We start from the raw sequence: 15,926 nt of genomic DNA, 5'->3' as shown, positions 1-15,926 counted from the left end.
GGCCCGCCGCTGTCATTCGGACCGGAAGACGTCCCAGCCCCCTCCCCTCGCGCCGCTGACCGCCGTACCCGCGGCCGCGTGGGGAGGCCCTGCGTGAACCCTACTACGCCTTCGGCTGCGCGGGAGCCGGCGCCTGCTTCGGCGGCCAGTTCTCCAGCTTCATGCCCAGCGACAAGCCCATCTCCGCGAGGATCTCCTTGATCTCCTTCAGAGACTTGCGGCCGAAGTTCTTGGTCTTGAGCATCTCGGCCTCGGTGCGCTGCACGAGGTCGCCAATGGACTTGATGTTCGCCTGCTGCAGGCAGTTCGCCGAGCGGACCGACAGCTCGAGCTCATCCACCGAGCGGAACAGGTTCTCGTTCAGCTTCGCCTCTTCCTTCGGCGCCTCGGCGACGACGGGCTCCTCCGTCTCGTCGAAGTTCACGAAGACGGTGAGCTGCTCCTTGATGATCTTCGCCGCGTACGCCACCGCGTCCTGCGGGGACACGGAGCCGTCCGTCCAGACCTCGAGCGACAGCTTGTCGAAGTCCGTGACCTGGCCGACGCGCGCGTTGGTGACCTGGTAGTTCACCTTGCGGATGGGCGAGAACAGCGAGTCGATGGGGATGGTGCCGATGGGCGAACCGGCGACCTTGTTCACGTTGGCCGGCGTGTAACCGCGGCCGCGGCGGCAGGTCAGCTCCATGCGGAGCTTACCACCCTCGGAGATGGTGCAGATATGGTGGCCCGGGTTGAGGATCTCGGTGTCCGGGTCGGTGATGATGTCACCGGCCTTGACCTCCTTGGGGCCCTCCGCCTCGATGCGGAGCGTCTTCGTCTCGTTCGTGTGCATCCGAAGGAGGACTTCCTTCAGGTTCAGCACGACGTCCGTGACGTCCTCGGACACCTCGGGGATGGTCGTGAACTCGTGGTCCACGCCTTCAATCTTGACGGAGGTGATGGCGGCGCCCTGCAGCGACGACAGCAGCACCCGGCGGAGCGAGTTGCCCAGCGTCGTACCGAAACCGCGCTCGAGCGGCTCCGCGACGAACTTGCCGTAGGTGGGGGTCGCGCTGTCCTGATCCACCTCCATGCGACGGGGCTTGATCAGGTCACGCCAGTTCTTCGCAACGAACGTATCAGCCATGGTGTACCGCTCCTCGGTTCGTGCCGCACCACCGACTTACCCACCGGCCTGGCGGGAGGGTGCGCACGCGGGGACTGCGACTGCTTGAAAGCAAGACGCCCCGGCCTCGTCGGCCAGGGCGTCCACTGCGACATCCAGCGTGCTTACTTCGAGTAGAGCTCGACGATGAGCTGCTCGGAGATGGGCATCGTCAGGTCCTCACGGTTCGGAACCGTGGTGACCGTGCCCTTGAACGCCTTCTTGTCCAGGGAGATCCACTGCGGAACGCCACGGCGGTCCACCGTCTCCAGCGCCTCGGAGATGCGGAGCACCTTGCGGCTCTTCTCCACCACCTCCACCGCGGTGCCCGGCTTCACGGCGAACGAGGGGATGTTCACCTTGCGGCCGTTCACCTGGAAGTGACCGTGACGCACCAGCTGGCGCGCCTCGTTGCGCGTGTCCGCGAAGCCCATGCGGAACACCACGTTGTCCAGGCGGAGCTCCAGCTGCTGCAGGAGGTTCTCACCCGTCTTGCCCTTGGCGGCGGACGCGCGGTGGTAGTAGCCGCGGAACTGGTTCTCCAGCAGGCCGTACATGCGCTTGACCTTCTGCTTCTCGCGCAGCTGCACGCCGTAGCCGGAGAACTTCACGCGGCCCTGGCCGTGCTGGCCCGGGGGATAGGGGCGGCGCTCAATGGCGCACTTGTCCGTGTAGCAACGGTCGCCCTTGAGGTACATCTTCAGGTTTTCGCGCCGGCAGATACGGCAGGCGCTGGCAGTGTAACGAGCCATTGAGAGGTCCTTAGAGGTGATCTGGAGCCGCCCCCACACCAGGGTGTAAGGGCAGCCCTGACGAAGGGGTTAGACGCGGCGACGCTTGGGCTGACGGCATCCGTTGTGCGGGATGGGCGTCACGTCGCGGATGAGGTTGATCTTCAGACCGGCGGCGGCCAGCGCGCGCAGCGCCGACTCGCGGCCCGCGCCCGGGCCCTTCACGAACACGGACACGTTCTTCAGGCCGTGCTCCATCGCCTTCGCCGCGGCATCGCCAGCGGCCACCTGCGCCGCGAACGGGGTGGACTTGCGGCTTCCCTTGAAGCCACGCGCCCCGGCGGACGACCAGGAGATCACGTTCCCGGACACGTCCGTGATCGTGATGATGGTGTTGTTGAACGTGGACTGGATGTGGACCACGCCGTTGAGGATGCTCTTCTTGCCCTTGCGCTTCGACTTCTTCGCGGCAGGGGCCTCGCCCTCGGCGCCCGTGGACGCCGCAGCCGAAGTATTGATCTCGTCAGCCATGTGAATTGCTGCTCCTGGGAGGAGGTGATCGACGCCGGCACCTTACGGGCCGGCGCTGCGTTTACCGGGCCGGAGCTGCCGGCTTCGCCCGGACGATGCCCCGCTTCGGACCCTTGCGGGTACGCGCGTTGGTGTGGGTCCGCTGGCCACGAACCGGCAGGCCCTTGCGGTGACGAAGGCCCCGGTAGCAACCCAGGTCCATCAGCCGCTTGATGTTCATGGTGACTTCGCGCCGGAGGTCGCCCTCCACCTTGTAGCTGGCCTCGATGATCTCGCGGATCTTACGGGCCTGCTCCTCGGTGAGGTCCTTGGTCCGGGTCGTGGGATCGATGCCCGCCGCGGCAATGATGTCTTGCGCGGACTTGTTTCCGATCCCGTAGATGTACTGGAGCGAGATCACCGCGCGCTTGTTGGGCGGCAGATCGATGCCGGCGATACGAGCCATCTTCGGTCTTCCTTCTTAGGTGGAGTTGGTCTGAAGCCAACGGCCGCTTGGCCGTTAGCCCTGGCGCTGCTTGTGCCGGGGGTTGGAGGCGCAAATGATGCGCACGATTCCCTTACGGCGAACAACCTTGCACTTGTCGCAGATCTTCTTGACGGACGCCCGAACCTTCATTGGAGCGAACTTCCTTCCTCAGCTAAAGAAAAGCCCAACGGGCGGCCCGCCATTCCCAGGCGGGTACACCCTACTACTTCGCCCGGTACGTGATCCGCCCGCGCGTCAGGTCGTACGGAGACAGTTCGACCTTCACCTTGTCACCCGGGAGGATGCGGATGAAGTGCATCCTCATCTTGCCCGAGATGTGCGCGAGCACCTTGTGGCCATTGTCCAGCACCACGCGGAACATCGCGTTCGGGAGGGGCTCCATCACGGTCCCCTCGACTTCGATGGAATCATCCTTCGGCAAGCGTCAGACTCTCTTCCCCGGACCACGAACCTCTTGGAAGCGCGGCGGGATAGCACTTTGGTCCGCAAGTGGCAAGCGTCGCGCGACTGCAAAACTTGGATTCCTACTAACCCCACATAACAGCGGGCCACTTCACCCGCAGTTGTGGCAAAATCAACTCACTCTGTGAGACCCACGTCAAGGTCCACACCTGGAGAGTGTGCTCTCCCGGCGGGGTGAAAATGCGCCCGTCCCTTCCGGGAGTCCAGATCCCCCCAGGCCGGAGCTCCCCGCGTCCAGGGAAAGCAAGCTCCGTCGCTGAAGCGACGAACCGGCGAGGAGGTACCAGCCAGGCTGGCACCCCACCCGCCAGATGGATCAGGCCTTGCCCGCAGCGGCCTTGATCTCCTCGTAGATGCCCTCGGGCGTGCCCACGCCGTCCACGCTCTTGAGCAGGCCCTTCTTTTCGTAGAAGGCCTTCAGCGGCGCAGTCTCCGAGTCGTACTTCTGAAGGCGCTTCTCAATGACCTCGGGCATATCATCCGGGCGCTGGACAAGCCCGGTATTGCACTTGTCACAGTACCCCGCCCGCTTCGGGGGGCTCTGGTAGACGTGGTAGACGCTGCCGTCCACCGGGCAGACCCGCCGGCCGGAGCCGCGCTCCACCAGCTTCGCGTGCGGCACCTCGAGCGAGATGACGGCGCTCAGCTGCTTGCCCAGGCGACTCAGCATCTTGTCCAACGCGTCCGCCTGGCCCGGCGTGCGCGGAAAGCCGTCCAGGACGAAGCCCTTGGCTACGTCCGCCTCCTTGAGGCGCTCCTCGACGATGCCAATCACGACGTCGTCCGGGACGTACTGCCCGGCGGCCATCAACGGGCCGGCCACCCTGCCCAGCTCCGTGCCCTCCGCGACTGCCTTGCGGAGGATGTCCCCGGTGGAGATCTGGGGGATCTGGAAGTCGGCGAACAGGCGCTTCGCCTGCGTCCCCTTCCCCGCGTTCGGCGGCCCCAACAGGATCAGGTTCATGTGTCCTCTTTGCTCCGAAGGAAGGCACGGAAGTCGTAGGACTCAAACCCCCGAGCGCGCTCCGTGTGCACCAGCGAATATCCTTGAACAACACCTAGCCTGGGAACGACGAGGCGCCCCTCCCCGCGACGGGGAGAGGCGCCCGGAACGCCCGCGCGGAGGCTCAGGCCGCCACGCGCACCCGGCCCCGGATGCGCGGGCCGCGAGGGCCGGCGAAGCCCTCGTAGTTACGACTGATGAGGTGGCCCTCGATCTGCTGCACCGTATCCAGCGCCACGCCCACGACGATCAGCAGCGCCGTGCCGCCGAAGGTGAACCGCACCCCCAGCAAGCCGCTGATGACCGACGGAATCACGCAGACGACCGACAGGTAGATGGCACCACCGAACGTGAGCCGGTTGAGCACGCGCTCGATGAACTCCGCCGTCTGACGGCCCGGACGGATGCCCGGGATGTAGCCACCCTGCTTCTTGATGTTGTCCGCCACGTCATCCGGCCGGAACGTCAGCGCCGTATAGAAGTAGGCGAAGAAGATGACCATCAGGACGAACAACCCGTTGTAGATCCACAGGTTGCCTTCGATGGCGCGCTGGAATCCCTGCAGGAACGGGAACCAGGTTCCCAGCGTGGCCGGGAAGGACAGCACAGCGCCCGCGAAGATGGGAGGAATCACGCCCGAGGTGTTCACCTTCATCGGGAAGTACGTCGCCTGGCCGGCGAACATCCGCCGTCCCGCCATCCGCTTGGCGTACTGGATGGGGATGCGCCGCATGCCGCGCTCCACGTAGACGACCGCGGCGATGATGATGAGCATGAAGACGACCAGCGCGAGCACCTCGGCCATCGAGATGACGTCCTGACGGGTCAGGTCCAGCAACTGCTTCGCGCCCGGGAGCAGGCCCGCCACGATACCGGCGAAGATGATGAGCGAGATGCCGTTGCCGATGCCGCGCTCGGTGATGCGCTCACCCAGCCACATGATGAAGGCCGTGCCGGCCGTGAGGCTGACCACCGTCATGAAGGTGAACCAGACGCTGTCGTCGGGGACGACCACCTGGTTGAAGCCGCTCTGGCCACCGTCCGAGCGGCCCAGCGACGCCAGCCACCGCGAGATGCCGATGCCCTGCACGATGGAGAGCGCGATCGTGCCGTAGCGGGTGTACTGGTTGATCTTCTGCCGGCCGCCGGCGCCTTCCTTCTGCAGCCGCTCCAGGCTGGGTACGACCACGGCGAGCAGCTGCATGATGATGGAGGCGCTGACGTACGGCATGATGCCCAATCCGAAGATGGACATCTGCTCCAGCGCGCCGCCGGAGAAGAGGTTGAACAGCGAGACGAGGCCGCCCGACTGCTTCTGGGCGTCCATGAACGCGTTCATCGCCGAACGGTCCACGCCTGGCGTGTTGATGAAGATGCCGATGCGATAGACGGCGAGCAGCGCGAGCGTATACGCGAGCCGACTGCGCAGCTCAGCGATACGGAAGACGTTGGCGAAGGCGTTCAGAGCCACGGGGTAGCCATCCTCTTCGAGAGGGTTCTGCCAGGACGACAAAACGCCCCTGTTCCACGAGTGGGAAAGGGGCGCAGAAGCCTACACAAGCGAAACTGCGCGCACCACCAGCAAGTGATGCGCGCCAGGCACGCTCAGGCCTTGGGCTGCCGGGGAGCCTTGACGCCCTTGCCAGCGTGCGCCTTGGCCGCGGACTCCGGCTTGTGGGCCACCAGCGGAATCTCTTCCACCGCGCCGCCCGCCTTCTGGATGGCCGCCTTCGCCGCCTCAGACGCCTTGTGCACGACCACGGTGACCTTCTTGGTCAGCTCGCCGCGGGCCAGCAGCTTCACGCCGTGGTAGCGGCCCTTGACCAGGCCGACCTTGCGCAACGTCTCCACATCCGCCGTGGCGCCGGCATCGAAGTGCTGCTCGAGGTCCGACAGGTTGACGACCGCGTAGACCGTCCGGTTCGGCGGCGTGAAGCCAAACTTCGGCAGGCGCCGCTGCAGGGGGCTCTGGCCACCCTCGAAGCCTTCGAACCGCATGTTACCGGTACGGGCCTTCTGGCCCTTACCACCGCGGCCGGCCGTCTTGCCAAGACCACTACCCTGGCCGCGGCCTACGCGCTTCTTGCGGTGCCACGAGCGCGCCGGACGCTGCAGTTTGTTCAGAGTGCTCATCGTCTCGATCCTCTCGTGACTCAGGCCTTGTCCTGCTTGGCCTGATACGCGATCGCCCGCTCCCGCAGGGCAATCTTGGCGGGCTTGCGGCGCTTGGGCGCCGGCGCGTCGCCGGAAACGGTTTCCAGGGTGACCAGGTGCTTCACCTTGAACGCCATCCCGCGAACCGCAGGCGTGTCCTTGAGGAGCCGCTCGTCACCGAACTTCTTCAGGCCCAGCCCACGGATGGTGTCCAGCATGTCGCTGGACGCACCCGCAAAGCTCTTCACCAGCTTCACCTTGAGCGCCATGGGCTAGCCCCTCTGCTCCCCGGCGAGCTTCGCCGGCTCGACGTCCTTGCCACGGAGACGCGAAACCTGCTCCGCGCTGCGCAGCAGCTTCAGGCCAGCGACAGTGGCCTTCAGCACGTTGTGCGGGTTCCGCGACCCCTGGCTCTTGGTCAGGATATTCCGGATGCCCGCCGCCTCCAGCACCGCGCGAACCGCGCCGCCGGCGATGACGCCCGTACCCTGGGTGGCCGGCTTCAACAGCACCCAGCCAGCGCCGAAGTGCCCGAGCACCTCATGCGGAATGGTGTGACCCACGAGCGGGACGCGGAACAGGTTCTTCTTCGCGTTCTCACCACCCTTGCGGATGGCCTCGGGGACTTCGTTGGCCTTACCCAGGCCGACGCCCACGTGTCCGGCGCCGTCCCCCACCACCACCAGGGCGGCGAACGAGAAACGGCGGCCGCCCTTCACGACCTTGGCCACGCGGTTGATATTCACCACGCGGTCGGTGAGGTCCAGATCGTTCGGATTGATCGGAGTTGCCACTTGGGGGATTCCTTTCGAATTCTTAGAACTTCAGCCCGGCCTCGCGCGCGGCGTCGGCCACGGCGGCGATGCGCCCGTGATAAGGGAAGCCGTTGCGGTCGAACACCACCGCTTCGACGTTGGCGGCCTTGCACTTCTGCGCAATCAGAGCACCAACACGCTTCGCATCCGCCTTCTTGTCGCCCTCGTCCTGACCCTTCAGGTCCTTGGACAGCGACGAGGCAAACGCGAGCGTCTTGCCCGTGGTGTCGTCCACCACCTGCGCGTAGATGTGCTTGAGGCTCTTGTACACGGTGAGCCGCGGCCGCTCTGTCGTACCCGACAGCTTCTTGCGGATGCGGTTCTTCCTCTTGAGACGGGCTTCAATCTTCGTAGGCATGGCTGCTTCCTTTTCCGTCCGGAGGCGATGCGGCCTTCCGCCTCCGGATGATGCCACCAGGTCCCGAGGACCCGGTGGAGTTTGGAACACTTAGGAAAGACAGGACGACTAGGTCGTACCGGTCTTGCCCTCCTTGCGGCGGATGCGCTCCTCGGCGTACTTGATGCCCTTGCCCTTGTAGGGCTCGGGGGGACGCAGCGAGCGGATGTTCACCGCCGTCGCGCCCAGCGCTTCCTTGTCCGAAGAACGGAGCGTCAGGCCCACGGTAGGCAAGCTGTCCTCGTTGCGCGGCGCCTTGTCGACTTCGGCGGTCACGCCCTCGGGCAGGTTGAACACCACCGGGTGCGAGAAACCCAGCGAGAAGTGAATGGCCTTGCCCTTCACCTCGGCGCGGAAACCAACGCCGCGAATGTCCAGCTTCTTCTCGAAGCCCGTGCTCACACCCTTCGCGGCGTTCGCGAGGATGGTCCGGGTCAGGCCGTGCAGGCTGCGCGCCTCGCGCGAGTCATCCTCACGCTGCACGGTCATCTGGCCGTCCTTGATCTCGACCTTGACCTTGCCAGGCAGCTTCACCGACAGCTTGCCCTTGGGGCCCTCGAAGTTCACCTGCTCGCCGGCGATGACGGCCTTCGTCTTGTCGCCGAGCTTGATCGCCAGTTTTCCAATCCGACTCATGGTTGCCTCGGTCCTGTGTGCCTGGGGCGCGCTCCCTCACGGGGCGCCGCACCCTGGCGGCTGGCTAGTAGACGGTGCAGAGCAGCTCGCCGCCGACCTTCTGCTTGCGGGCCTCGGAATCCACCATGATGCCGCGAGAGGTGGACAGGATGGAGATACCCAGGCCACCCAGCACCTGCGGAATCTCACGCGCGGCGGCATAGCGACGCAGGCCCGGCTTCGACACGCGGCGGATACCGGTGATGGCAGGCGCACGGTCCGGACCATACTTCAGCTGCACGGAGATCTCAGGGAACACCGTGCGCTTGTTCTGCACGGTCTGCTCGTGCACCACGAACTCGCCGATGTAGCCCTCGTCCTTGAGGACCTTGATGATCTCGAGCTTGAGCTTCGAGTGGGGGATGACGACCTTGTCGTGACGCGCGCGCGAAGCGTTGCGCAGGCGGGTCAGCATGTCGCCGACGGGATCATTGACCGGCATGGAGTACCTTCCCAAGCGAGGCCCCGTACCGGGCGCCCCGCGTTCGCAGCCACCACGCCTGCCGGGCCCATCCCGGGGGTTCGCGCTGACCGCCACTACGAACTTCCTACTTCAATGTGCCTGGCCGGCCGATGAGGCCCGCCAGGCACCCTGCCCTTCCGGCTACCAGGACGACTTGGTAACGCCGGTAACCTCGCCGCGGAGGGCGCGATTGCGGAGGCAGATACGGCACATCTTGAACTTGCGCAGGAACGCGCGCGGCCGGCCACACAGCGGGCAGCGGTTGTACTGGCGCACCGAGAACTTCGGCTTGCGCTTTGCCTGGGCGATCTTGGAGAGCTTGGCCATGTTTCGTCGGGTCCTTGACTCGAGGGCTTACTGACGGAACGGCATGCCGAAGTGACGCATCAGCGCCAGCCCCTGCTCGTCGTTGGCGGCAGTGGTGACGAAGCTGATGTTGAGCCCCTTCACCTTCTCGATCTGGTCGTAGTTGATCTCAGGGAAGATGATCTGCTCGCGCACGCCGAGCGTGTAGTTGCCCTTCCCGTCGAACGCCTTGGGGGACACGCCCTTGAAGTCACGCACGCGCGGCAGCGCCACGGTGATAAGGCGGTCCATGAACTCGTACATGCGGTCGCCGCGCAGCGTGACGGCGGCACCGATGGCCTGCCCCTGGCGCAGCTTGAAGTTCGCGATGGACTTGCGGGCGCGCGTGACGATCGGCTTCTGACCGGTGATCGCCGCGAGCTGCTCCACCGCCGACTCCAGGATCTTGTTGTTGGCGAGCGCCTCGCCCAGACCCATGTTGACGACGATCTTCTCCAGCCGGGGAACCTGCATCGGGTTCTTCAGGCTCAGCTCCTTCAGGAGGGACGGAACACCTTCCTTGAAGAAACGCACCTTCAGACGGGCCGGCTTGGACTCCAGGCCTTCCTCGATATTGGCGGCGAAGCCAACCTTCTTGGCCTCTTCCTTCTTGCCCCGCTTCGCCTTCTTTTCCTTCTGCTCGGCCTTCTTCTCGTCAGCCATCGTCCTGTCCTCTGCTTCGGGGCGCCGTCGTGGACCCAGCACGCCCGATCAGTCCTTCGTATGGAACCTGGAAACACCGCGAGGGCCCCTGTTGCTCCACGGGCCCTCCATGCCTGCACGCCCGCCCTTCGCCACCACCAGGGTGGACAAAGGGCGCGCATACATGCACCAACGCGGACACCTAGTCAATCAGGGCGTCGCAGTTCTTGCAGAACCGCTTCTTCTTGCCCTCTTCACCTTCAGTACGGATGCCCACCCGGGTCGGCTTGTCGCACTTGGCGCAAACCACCTGCACGTTCGCCAGCGCGATCGTGCCCGGCTTCTCTACGATGCCGCCTTCTGGGCTCTGGGGCGTCTTCTTCATGTGACGCTTGACCAGGCGCAGGCCCTCGACCGTCACGCGCTCAGCCTCGCGATCGATCTTCAGCACCTTGCCGCGCTTGGTCGCCGGGTTCTTCTCGGAGGCTTCGGCCCCGGCCATGACCTGGATCGTGTCTCCAACCTTCAGCTTCTGCATGGCTTCCTCTCTCTGGCTGCTCGCCGTCCGGCCTGCCGTCCTCTCAGAGGACTTCGGGCGCCAGCGAGATGATCTTCATGAACTTGCGGGCGCGGAGCTCACGGGCCACCGGCCCGAAGATACGCGTACCAATGGGCTCCATGTCCTTGTTGATGAGGACCGCGGAGTTGCCGTCGAACTTGATGTAGCTACCGTCCGGACGACCCACCTCGCGCTTGGTGCGAACGATGACGGCCTTGGCCACGTCACCCTTCTTCACCTTCGAGTTGGGAAGCGCCTCGCGCACCGAGACGACAATCACGTCGCCGATGGACGCATACTTGCGCTTCGAGCCGCCGAGCACCTTGATGCAGAACACCTTCTTCGCGCCCGAGTTGTCCGCCACGTCGAGCACGCTCGTCATCTGAATCATCTGGGAATCTCCTGTCGCCGGTGACCATCCCGCGCCGCCTCACGGCCGCGCGGAAGGGACATGCGTGCTAGACGTTCTTGCTCTTCTCCAGCACCTCGACCACGCGCCAACGCTTGTCCTTCGAAGCGGGCTTGGTCTCGGCGATCCGGACCCGATCACCCTCGTTGATGGTGATCTTCTTGGGGTAGTCGTGATCCTCCACGTGCGCCTTGTACTTCTCGCGCAGGCTCATGATCTTCCCGTACTTCGGGTGCGGAGCCCGGCGCTGGACGGTGACAACCACCGTCTTCTGCATCTTGTTGGAGGTGACAATCCCCACGCGCGTCTTGGGACGGCCACGGGTGGAAGTCTCGGAAGCCTGCGTCTCGGTCGCTTCAGCCATCTTCTCTCTCACTGTCTCTCATGCACCCGGGCATTGGCGCCCGGATGGCCGCACGCGCTCCTCTATCAGCTGAGCGCGCTTGGAGTCGTGGGTGTTCAGCCCTTAAGCCTTCGTCTTCTGGGTCAGCACGGTCAGAACCCGCGCCAGGTCCCGTCGGTGCTGGGTGCGCTCGGCCGGGTTATCCAGCGAACCGGTCCGCCGCTTCAGCTGGTCCTGGAACAGCGTCGCGCGCAGCTCGGCCGCGCGCTGCTTCAGGTCGTCCGCCGACAGTTCCTTCAATTCCTTCGCAGTCGCCATTTCACTCTCCATGCGAGCGGAAGCCGTCCTGTGGACCAGCTCCCGCCGCTCGGTGCCTTAGAGGCTCAGGTCCGCCCGCTTCACGATCTTCGTGAGCACCGGCAGCTTCGCCTGCGCCAACTTCAGCGCCCCGGTGGCCACTTCCGGCGTCATACCCTCCATCTCGTAGAGGATGCGGCCGGGCTTCACCACCGCGACGTAGTACTCCACGCCACCCTTACCGGTACCCATACGGGTCTCAGCGGGCTTCTTGGTGATGGGCTTGTCCGGGAAAATACGGATCCAGATCTTGCCGCCACGCTTCACGTGACGCGTCATCGCGATACGAGCCGCCTCGATCTGCCGAGAGGTGATCCACCCCGGCTGGAGGCTCATCAGGCCGTACTCACCGTAGGTCATGTCGCTACCCCGGTGGGCACTGCCAGGCATGCGGCCCTTGTGCATCTTGCGGTACTTCGTACGAGCAGGCTGAAGCATCGTCGCTGTCCTTCGCCGCCCTGCCCCGGGCGCCCCTTTTGGGAGCGCCCGGCGCGGGTGGGCTGATTACCGGTTGGAGGGCATGGGGGCCTGGCCACCCTTGCCCGGGAGGACCTCGCCCTTGCAGACCCAGACCTTGCAGCCGATCTTGCCGTAGGTCGTCTTCGCCTCGGCGAAACCGTAGTCAATGTCCGCGCGCAGGGTGTGCAGGGGCACGCGACCCTCGCGGTACCACTCGTAGCGCGCCATCTCCGCGCCACCGAGGCGGCCCGAGCAGGCCACGCGGATGCCCTTGGCGCCGAACTTCATCGCCGTCTGCAGGGCCTTCTTCATGGCGCGGCGGAACGCGATGCGGCGCTCGAGCTGCGTGGCGATGTTCTCCGCCACCAGCTGCGCGTCGGTCTCAGCCTTGCGGACCTCGACGATGTTGAGGAAGACCTCGTTCTTCGTGAACTGCTGGAGGTCCTTCTTCACCGTCTCAATGCCCGCGCCGCGCTTGCCGATGACGATGCCCGGCCGCGCAGTGTGAACGTTGACCTTGACCTTGTTGGCCGCGCGCTCGATCTCCACCTTCGACACGCCCGCGTGGTTCAGCGACTTCTTCACGAACTCGCGGATGCGGATGTCCTCGTGGAGCCACTGCGCGTAGTTCTTGTGCTCGAACCACTTGGAGTCCCAGGTCTTGATGACACCAAGCCGGAACCCGATCGGATGAACTTTCTGTCCCAACGTGATTCTCCTTGAAGCGTCCGGGCAGGGCCCGACGGGTCCTACTTCTTCGCCTCGGCGAGCACCACGTGGACGTGGGCCGTCTTCTTCTTGATGGGGGTGGCCCGGCCCATGGCGCGCGGCATGAACCGGCGCTGGGTGGGACCCTGGTCCACGGAGATGGTCTTCACGTAGAGCGTGTCCACGTCGACCTGGCCCTTGGACTTGTCAGTCGCGTTGGCCACGGCGCTCTTGATGAGCTTCTCCACCGGCTTGGCCGCGGCGCGCTTGGTGAACTTCAGGATGTTGAGGGCCGCCTCAACAGGCTTGCCCCGGATGAGCTCCGCAACGGTAGAAATCTTGCGGGGGCTCATGCGCAGGAAACGCAGATGTGCAGTCGACTCCATGGTCTTCTCCTCAGGCTCTCAGGCAATGCGCCAGGCTACTTGCCCGGGGCCTTGGCGACCTTCTTCTCCGCCGAGTGACCGCCGAACGTACGCGTCGGGGCGAACTCGCCGAGCTTGTGGCCAACCATGTTCTCCGTGACGAACACCGGGATGAACTTCTTCCCGTTGTGCACCGCGAAGGTGTGACCCACGAACTCCGGAAGAATCGTGGAGCGGCGGGACCACGTCTTTACGACGGCCTTCTTGTTCGTCTTGATCATGTCCTCGATCTTCTTCACGAGGAAGTCGTCGACGAACGGACCCTTCTTGATCGAACGAGCCATGGAATCCTCTTACTGGCTGCGCGCGCCCTGGCGGCGGCCGGACACGATGAACTTGTCAGTGCGCTTGTTAGTGCGCGTGGTGAGACCCTTGGTCTTCTTGCCCCAGGGGGACACAGGGTGCGGGTTACCCTGACCGGACTTGCCTTCACCACCGCCGTGCGGGTGGTCGACCGGGTTCATCGCCAGACCGCGGACGGTGGGACGAATGCCCAGCCAGCGGCTCTTACCCGCCTTGCCGATACGGATGATTTCGTGCTCGATGTTGCCCACCTGGCCCACGGTGGCACGGCACTCGATGAGGACCTTGCGGACGGTGCCGGAGGGCATACGCACCTGCGCGTAACGGTCCTCCTTCGCCATCAGCTGTCCGGACGTGCCGGCGGAGCGGATGACCTGGGCGCCACGGCCCGGCTTCAGCTCCACGTTGTGGATGACCGTACCCACCGGGATGTTCTGCAGCGGCAGGCTGTTGCCAGGCCGGATGTCAGAGCCCTCGCCAGCGAACACCGTGTCACCCACGCTCAGGCCCACCGGAGCGAGGATGTAACGCTTGTCGCCGTCCGCGTAGTGCAGCAGCGCGATGTTGGCGGTGCGGTTCGGGTCGTACTCGACGGCCACGACCTTCGCGGGGACGCCATCCTTGTCCCGGCGCTTGAAGTCGATGACGCGGTAACGGCGCTTGTGGCCGCCACCCTGGTGCCGGCGGGTGATGTGCCCGTGGACGTTGCGACCACCGGAGCGCTTGAGCGGCTCGGTGAGGCTCTTCTCGGGCGAGTCCTTGGTGATGTCCGCGAAGTCGGACACCGTCATCAGACGGCGGGCGGCGCTAGTCGGCTTGTACTTCTTGATGCCCATGGTGTGTTCCTCAGGCTGGCTCGACGCCGTGGCGTCAGGCCGCCCCTCCCTCGAAGAGTTCGATCGAGTCGCCCTGCTTCAGCGTCACAACCGCCTTCTTGAAGTTGGGCCGCTTGCCGATGCTACGACCCACCCGCTTGATCTTGCCGCGGACGATGTTGGTGTTCACGCCCTCGACGGTGACCTTGAAGAGCGTCTCCACCGCGCGGGCCACGTCGTGCTTCGTCGCCTTGCGGTCGACGATGAACGAGTACTGGCGGAACTTCTCGCGGGCCTTGTCCAGCTTCTCGGTGATGAGCGGGCCCTTGATGACGTCGTTCAGATTCATGACAGCGCCCCCTCGAGGGTCTTCGCGGCCGCGGACGTGAGGACGAGGTGCGAGTGCCGGAGAACGGCCTCGAGGTTCAGGCCCTCGGGCGGCAGCACGTCGAACTTCGCCAAGTTACGCACGCTGCGGTGCAGGTTGGTGTTGCCCTTGTCGTCAATCACCAGGGCGTTCTGGAGCTTCAGACGCTTGGTGAGGACCTCGAAGGCCTGCTTGCTCTTCGGAGCATCCAGGGAGAAACCGTCCAGGATGATGAGCGTCTTCTCCTGGGCCCGCAGGGACAGCGCGGACTTCAGGGCGCCGCGGCGCACCTTGCGGGGCGGGCGGTAGAAGTAGTCGCGCGCCTTGGGAGCCATCGCCTTACCGCCGCCCACCCAGTGGGAAGCGCGGATGGAGCCCTGACGAGCGCGGCCGGTGCCCTTCTGCTTCCAGGGCTTCTTGCCGCCGCCGCTGACCAGCGAGGTGTTCTTCACCCCGACCGTGCCGCGGCGCCGGTTGATCTGTTGCATCTTCGCCACCTCGTAAAACAGGTGGGCGTTCGGCTCGGTGCCGAAGACATCGTCGGAGAGCTCAATCTCCGACACCTTCTTCAAATCCAGGTCGACAACGTCAAACTTCGCCATGGCACTTTCCTCGCGGGGGTCGGAGTGTAACCACTCGAACGCCCACCCGCTTCCTAGGACTTGATCTCGACGTCAACGCCAGCCGACAGATCCAGCTTCATCAGCGCATCCAGCGTCTGCTGCGTGGGCTCGAGAATATCGAGCAGGCGCTTGTGCGTGCGGATCTCGAACTGCTCACGGCTCTTCTTGTCCACGTGCGGAGACCGCAGCACCGTGAACTTGTTGATGCGCGTGGGAAGGGGGATCGGACCGGCCACCTTCGCGCCTGTGCGCTTGGCCGTCTCGACGATCTCACCCGCGCTCTGGTCCAGGAGCTTCGAGTCGTACGCCTTCAGCCGGATGCGGATCTTCTGTGTCGCCATTCGCAAGAACCTCTTTGAACGGACTCTGCCTCTGCCGCGGGAGGGCGTTACGACCGACGTCCCCTGGATTTCACAGAGCCGTTTCTTCAGAACGAAGGGGCGCGGTGTGTACCATCCCGCCCCAGGGTGTGCAACAGGATTCCCAACGGCTCCCTGAAGTTTCCCGGAATTGGGAACGCAGGGAGCCACTGGGGGTTTGCGCTACTCGATGATTTCCGCCACGACGCCGGCACCCACCGTGCGGCCACCCTCGCGAACAGCGAAGCGCAGCTCCTTCTCCATGGCCACGGGGGTGATGAGCTCCACCTCGATGGCGATGTTGTCGCCCGGCATCACCATTTCGACGTTCTCCGGCAGCTTCACCGAGC

The 15,926-nt window shown here is 64.9% G+C and carries 28 protein-coding genes and 1 pseudogene; all 29 read right to left on the bottom strand.

Annotated elements, in window-relative coordinates:
- Positions 1–103 precede the first annotated feature (103 nt).
- Positions 104–1,126 carry a DNA-directed RNA polymerase subunit alpha gene (locus tag F8M74_RS26345; RefSeq protein WP_140791198.1) on the bottom strand — a complete coding sequence of 341 codons (1,023 nt, stop codon included), beginning with the start codon at positions 1,124–1,126 and terminating at the stop codon, positions 104–106.
- Between the two features lie 143 nt (positions 1,127–1,269).
- On the bottom strand, positions 1,270–1,896 hold the full coding sequence (rpsD, locus tag F8M74_RS26340) for a 30S ribosomal protein S4 (protein WP_090491283.1): 627 nt from the start codon (positions 1,894–1,896) through the stop codon (positions 1,270–1,272).
- A gap of 69 nt (positions 1,897–1,965) precedes the next feature.
- Positions 1,966–2,406 (bottom strand): 30S ribosomal protein S11, encoded by a 441-nt coding sequence (gene rpsK / locus F8M74_RS26335; RefSeq protein ID WP_140862539.1) that lies wholly within the window; start codon positions 2,404–2,406, stop codon positions 1,966–1,968.
- Positions 2,407–2,467: 61 nt separating this feature from the next.
- The gene (gene rpsM, locus F8M74_RS26330) at positions 2,468–2,851 is read right to left on the bottom strand and encodes a 30S ribosomal protein S13 (protein WP_011553358.1); all 384 of its coding nucleotides are present in this window, start codon (positions 2,849–2,851) and stop codon (positions 2,468–2,470) included.
- Between the two features lie 54 nt (positions 2,852–2,905).
- The gene (rpmJ, locus tag F8M74_RS26325) at positions 2,906–3,022 is read right to left on the bottom strand and encodes a 50S ribosomal protein L36 (protein ID WP_043321360.1); all 117 of its coding nucleotides are present in this window, start codon (positions 3,020–3,022) and stop codon (positions 2,906–2,908) included.
- 73 nt (positions 3,023–3,095) lie between these two features.
- Entirely contained in the window at positions 3,096–3,314 is a 219-nt protein-coding gene (infA, locus tag F8M74_RS26320; protein WP_002614803.1) for a translation initiation factor IF-1, read from the bottom strand.
- A 357-nt stretch (positions 3,315–3,671) separates the two neighbouring features.
- Positions 3,672–4,319, bottom strand: coding sequence for an adenylate kinase (locus F8M74_RS26315; RefSeq protein ID WP_141256629.1), 648 nt, complete (start codon positions 4,317–4,319; stop codon positions 3,672–3,674).
- Positions 4,320–4,482: 163 nt separating this feature from the next.
- Positions 4,483–5,829, bottom strand: a complete 1,347-nt coding sequence (gene secY / locus F8M74_RS26310) for a preprotein translocase subunit SecY (protein ID WP_141256628.1) — start codon at positions 5,827–5,829, stop codon at positions 4,483–4,485.
- A 134-nt stretch (positions 5,830–5,963) separates the two neighbouring features.
- Positions 5,964–6,491, bottom strand: a complete 528-nt coding sequence (gene rplO / locus F8M74_RS26305) for a 50S ribosomal protein L15 (RefSeq protein WP_011553354.1) — start codon at positions 6,489–6,491, stop codon at positions 5,964–5,966.
- 20 nt (positions 6,492–6,511) lie between these two features.
- The gene (rpmD, locus tag F8M74_RS26300; protein WP_141256627.1) at positions 6,512–6,781 is read right to left on the bottom strand and encodes a 50S ribosomal protein L30; all 270 of its coding nucleotides are present in this window, start codon (positions 6,779–6,781) and stop codon (positions 6,512–6,514) included.
- A gap of 3 nt (positions 6,782–6,784) precedes the next feature.
- Complete coding sequence (rpsE, locus tag F8M74_RS26295; RefSeq protein WP_011553352.1) at positions 6,785–7,306, bottom strand: 30S ribosomal protein S5; 522 nt, start codon at positions 7,304–7,306, stop codon at positions 6,785–6,787.
- A 22-nt stretch (positions 7,307–7,328) separates the two neighbouring features.
- On the bottom strand, positions 7,329–7,685 hold the full coding sequence (gene rplR, locus F8M74_RS26290) for a 50S ribosomal protein L18 (RefSeq protein WP_026114014.1): 357 nt from the start codon (positions 7,683–7,685) through the stop codon (positions 7,329–7,331).
- Positions 7,686–7,793: 108 nt separating this feature from the next.
- Positions 7,794–8,360, bottom strand: a complete 567-nt coding sequence (gene rplF / locus F8M74_RS26285) for a 50S ribosomal protein L6 (RefSeq protein WP_011553350.1) — start codon at positions 8,358–8,360, stop codon at positions 7,794–7,796.
- A gap of 64 nt (positions 8,361–8,424) precedes the next feature.
- On the bottom strand, positions 8,425–8,841 hold the full coding sequence (gene rpsH, locus F8M74_RS26280) for a 30S ribosomal protein S8 (protein WP_011553349.1): 417 nt from the start codon (positions 8,839–8,841) through the stop codon (positions 8,425–8,427).
- 162 nt (positions 8,842–9,003) lie between these two features.
- The gene (locus F8M74_RS26275) at positions 9,004–9,189 is read right to left on the bottom strand and encodes a type Z 30S ribosomal protein S14 (protein ID WP_011553348.1); all 186 of its coding nucleotides are present in this window, start codon (positions 9,187–9,189) and stop codon (positions 9,004–9,006) included.
- Between the two features lie 27 nt (positions 9,190–9,216).
- Positions 9,217–9,870 (bottom strand): 50S ribosomal protein L5, encoded by a 654-nt coding sequence (gene rplE / locus F8M74_RS26270; protein ID WP_020478749.1) that lies wholly within the window; start codon positions 9,868–9,870, stop codon positions 9,217–9,219.
- 181 nt (positions 9,871–10,051) lie between these two features.
- Positions 10,052–10,387: a 50S ribosomal protein L24 gene (gene rplX / locus F8M74_RS26265; protein WP_011553346.1), complete on the bottom strand. Its 336-nt coding sequence runs from the start codon at positions 10,385–10,387 to the stop codon at positions 10,052–10,054.
- A 43-nt stretch (positions 10,388–10,430) separates the two neighbouring features.
- The gene (gene rplN / locus F8M74_RS26260; RefSeq protein ID WP_002633598.1) at positions 10,431–10,799 is read right to left on the bottom strand and encodes a 50S ribosomal protein L14; all 369 of its coding nucleotides are present in this window, start codon (positions 10,797–10,799) and stop codon (positions 10,431–10,433) included.
- A 67-nt stretch (positions 10,800–10,866) separates the two neighbouring features.
- Positions 10,867–11,193 (bottom strand): 30S ribosomal protein S17, encoded by a 327-nt coding sequence (gene rpsQ, locus F8M74_RS26255; protein WP_011553345.1) that lies wholly within the window; start codon positions 11,191–11,193, stop codon positions 10,867–10,869.
- Positions 11,194–11,283: 90 nt separating this feature from the next.
- Positions 11,284–11,490 (bottom strand): 50S ribosomal protein L29, encoded by a 207-nt coding sequence (rpmC, locus tag F8M74_RS26250; protein ID WP_171410299.1) that lies wholly within the window; start codon positions 11,488–11,490, stop codon positions 11,284–11,286.
- Positions 11,491–11,535: 45 nt separating this feature from the next.
- Positions 11,536–11,955 carry a 50S ribosomal protein L16 gene (gene rplP, locus F8M74_RS26245; RefSeq protein ID WP_002633601.1) on the bottom strand — a complete coding sequence of 140 codons (420 nt, stop codon included), beginning with the start codon at positions 11,953–11,955 and terminating at the stop codon, positions 11,536–11,538.
- 66 nt (positions 11,956–12,021) lie between these two features.
- A complete protein-coding gene (gene rpsC, locus F8M74_RS26240) occupies positions 12,022–12,684 on the bottom strand; it encodes a 30S ribosomal protein S3 (protein ID WP_002633602.1) in 663 nt (220 codons plus the stop codon).
- 41 nt (positions 12,685–12,725) lie between these two features.
- On the bottom strand, positions 12,726–13,070 hold the full coding sequence (gene rplV, locus F8M74_RS26235; protein WP_002633603.1) for a 50S ribosomal protein L22: 345 nt from the start codon (positions 13,068–13,070) through the stop codon (positions 12,726–12,728).
- 35 nt (positions 13,071–13,105) lie between these two features.
- Positions 13,106–13,393: a 30S ribosomal protein S19 gene (gene rpsS / locus F8M74_RS26230; protein WP_002633604.1), complete on the bottom strand. Its 288-nt coding sequence runs from the start codon at positions 13,391–13,393 to the stop codon at positions 13,106–13,108.
- A 9-nt stretch (positions 13,394–13,402) separates the two neighbouring features.
- On the bottom strand, positions 13,403–14,248 hold the full coding sequence (rplB, locus tag F8M74_RS26225) for a 50S ribosomal protein L2 (RefSeq protein WP_002633605.1): 846 nt from the start codon (positions 14,246–14,248) through the stop codon (positions 13,403–13,405).
- A 34-nt stretch (positions 14,249–14,282) separates the two neighbouring features.
- Positions 14,283–14,576: a 50S ribosomal protein L23 gene (locus tag F8M74_RS26220; RefSeq protein ID WP_002633606.1), complete on the bottom strand. Its 294-nt coding sequence runs from the start codon at positions 14,574–14,576 to the stop codon at positions 14,283–14,285.
- The gene (gene rplD, locus F8M74_RS26215) at positions 14,573–15,196 is read right to left on the bottom strand and encodes a 50S ribosomal protein L4 (protein ID WP_002633607.1); all 624 of its coding nucleotides are present in this window, start codon (positions 15,194–15,196) and stop codon (positions 14,573–14,575) included. Before rplD ends, F8M74_RS26220 begins: the two co-directional genes overlap by 4 nt.
- Positions 15,197–15,249: 53 nt before the next feature.
- Positions 15,250–15,558 carry a 30S ribosomal protein S10 gene (rpsJ, locus tag F8M74_RS26210; RefSeq protein WP_002633608.1) on the bottom strand — a complete coding sequence of 103 codons (309 nt, stop codon included), beginning with the start codon at positions 15,556–15,558 and terminating at the stop codon, positions 15,250–15,252.
- Positions 15,559–15,759: 201 nt separating this feature from the next.
- Positions 15,760–15,926 (bottom strand): annotated as a pseudogene (gene tuf, locus F8M74_RS26205) (elongation factor Tu); the annotation flags it as partial.

Origin of the sequence: Myxococcus sp. CA023 (genome assembly GCF_010998615.1) — a bacterium.
In the GTDB taxonomy this organism is placed as follows: domain Bacteria; phylum Myxococcota; class Myxococcia; order Myxococcales; family Myxococcaceae; genus Myxococcus.
This window is presented reverse-complemented; position numbering and strand designations above follow the sequence as displayed.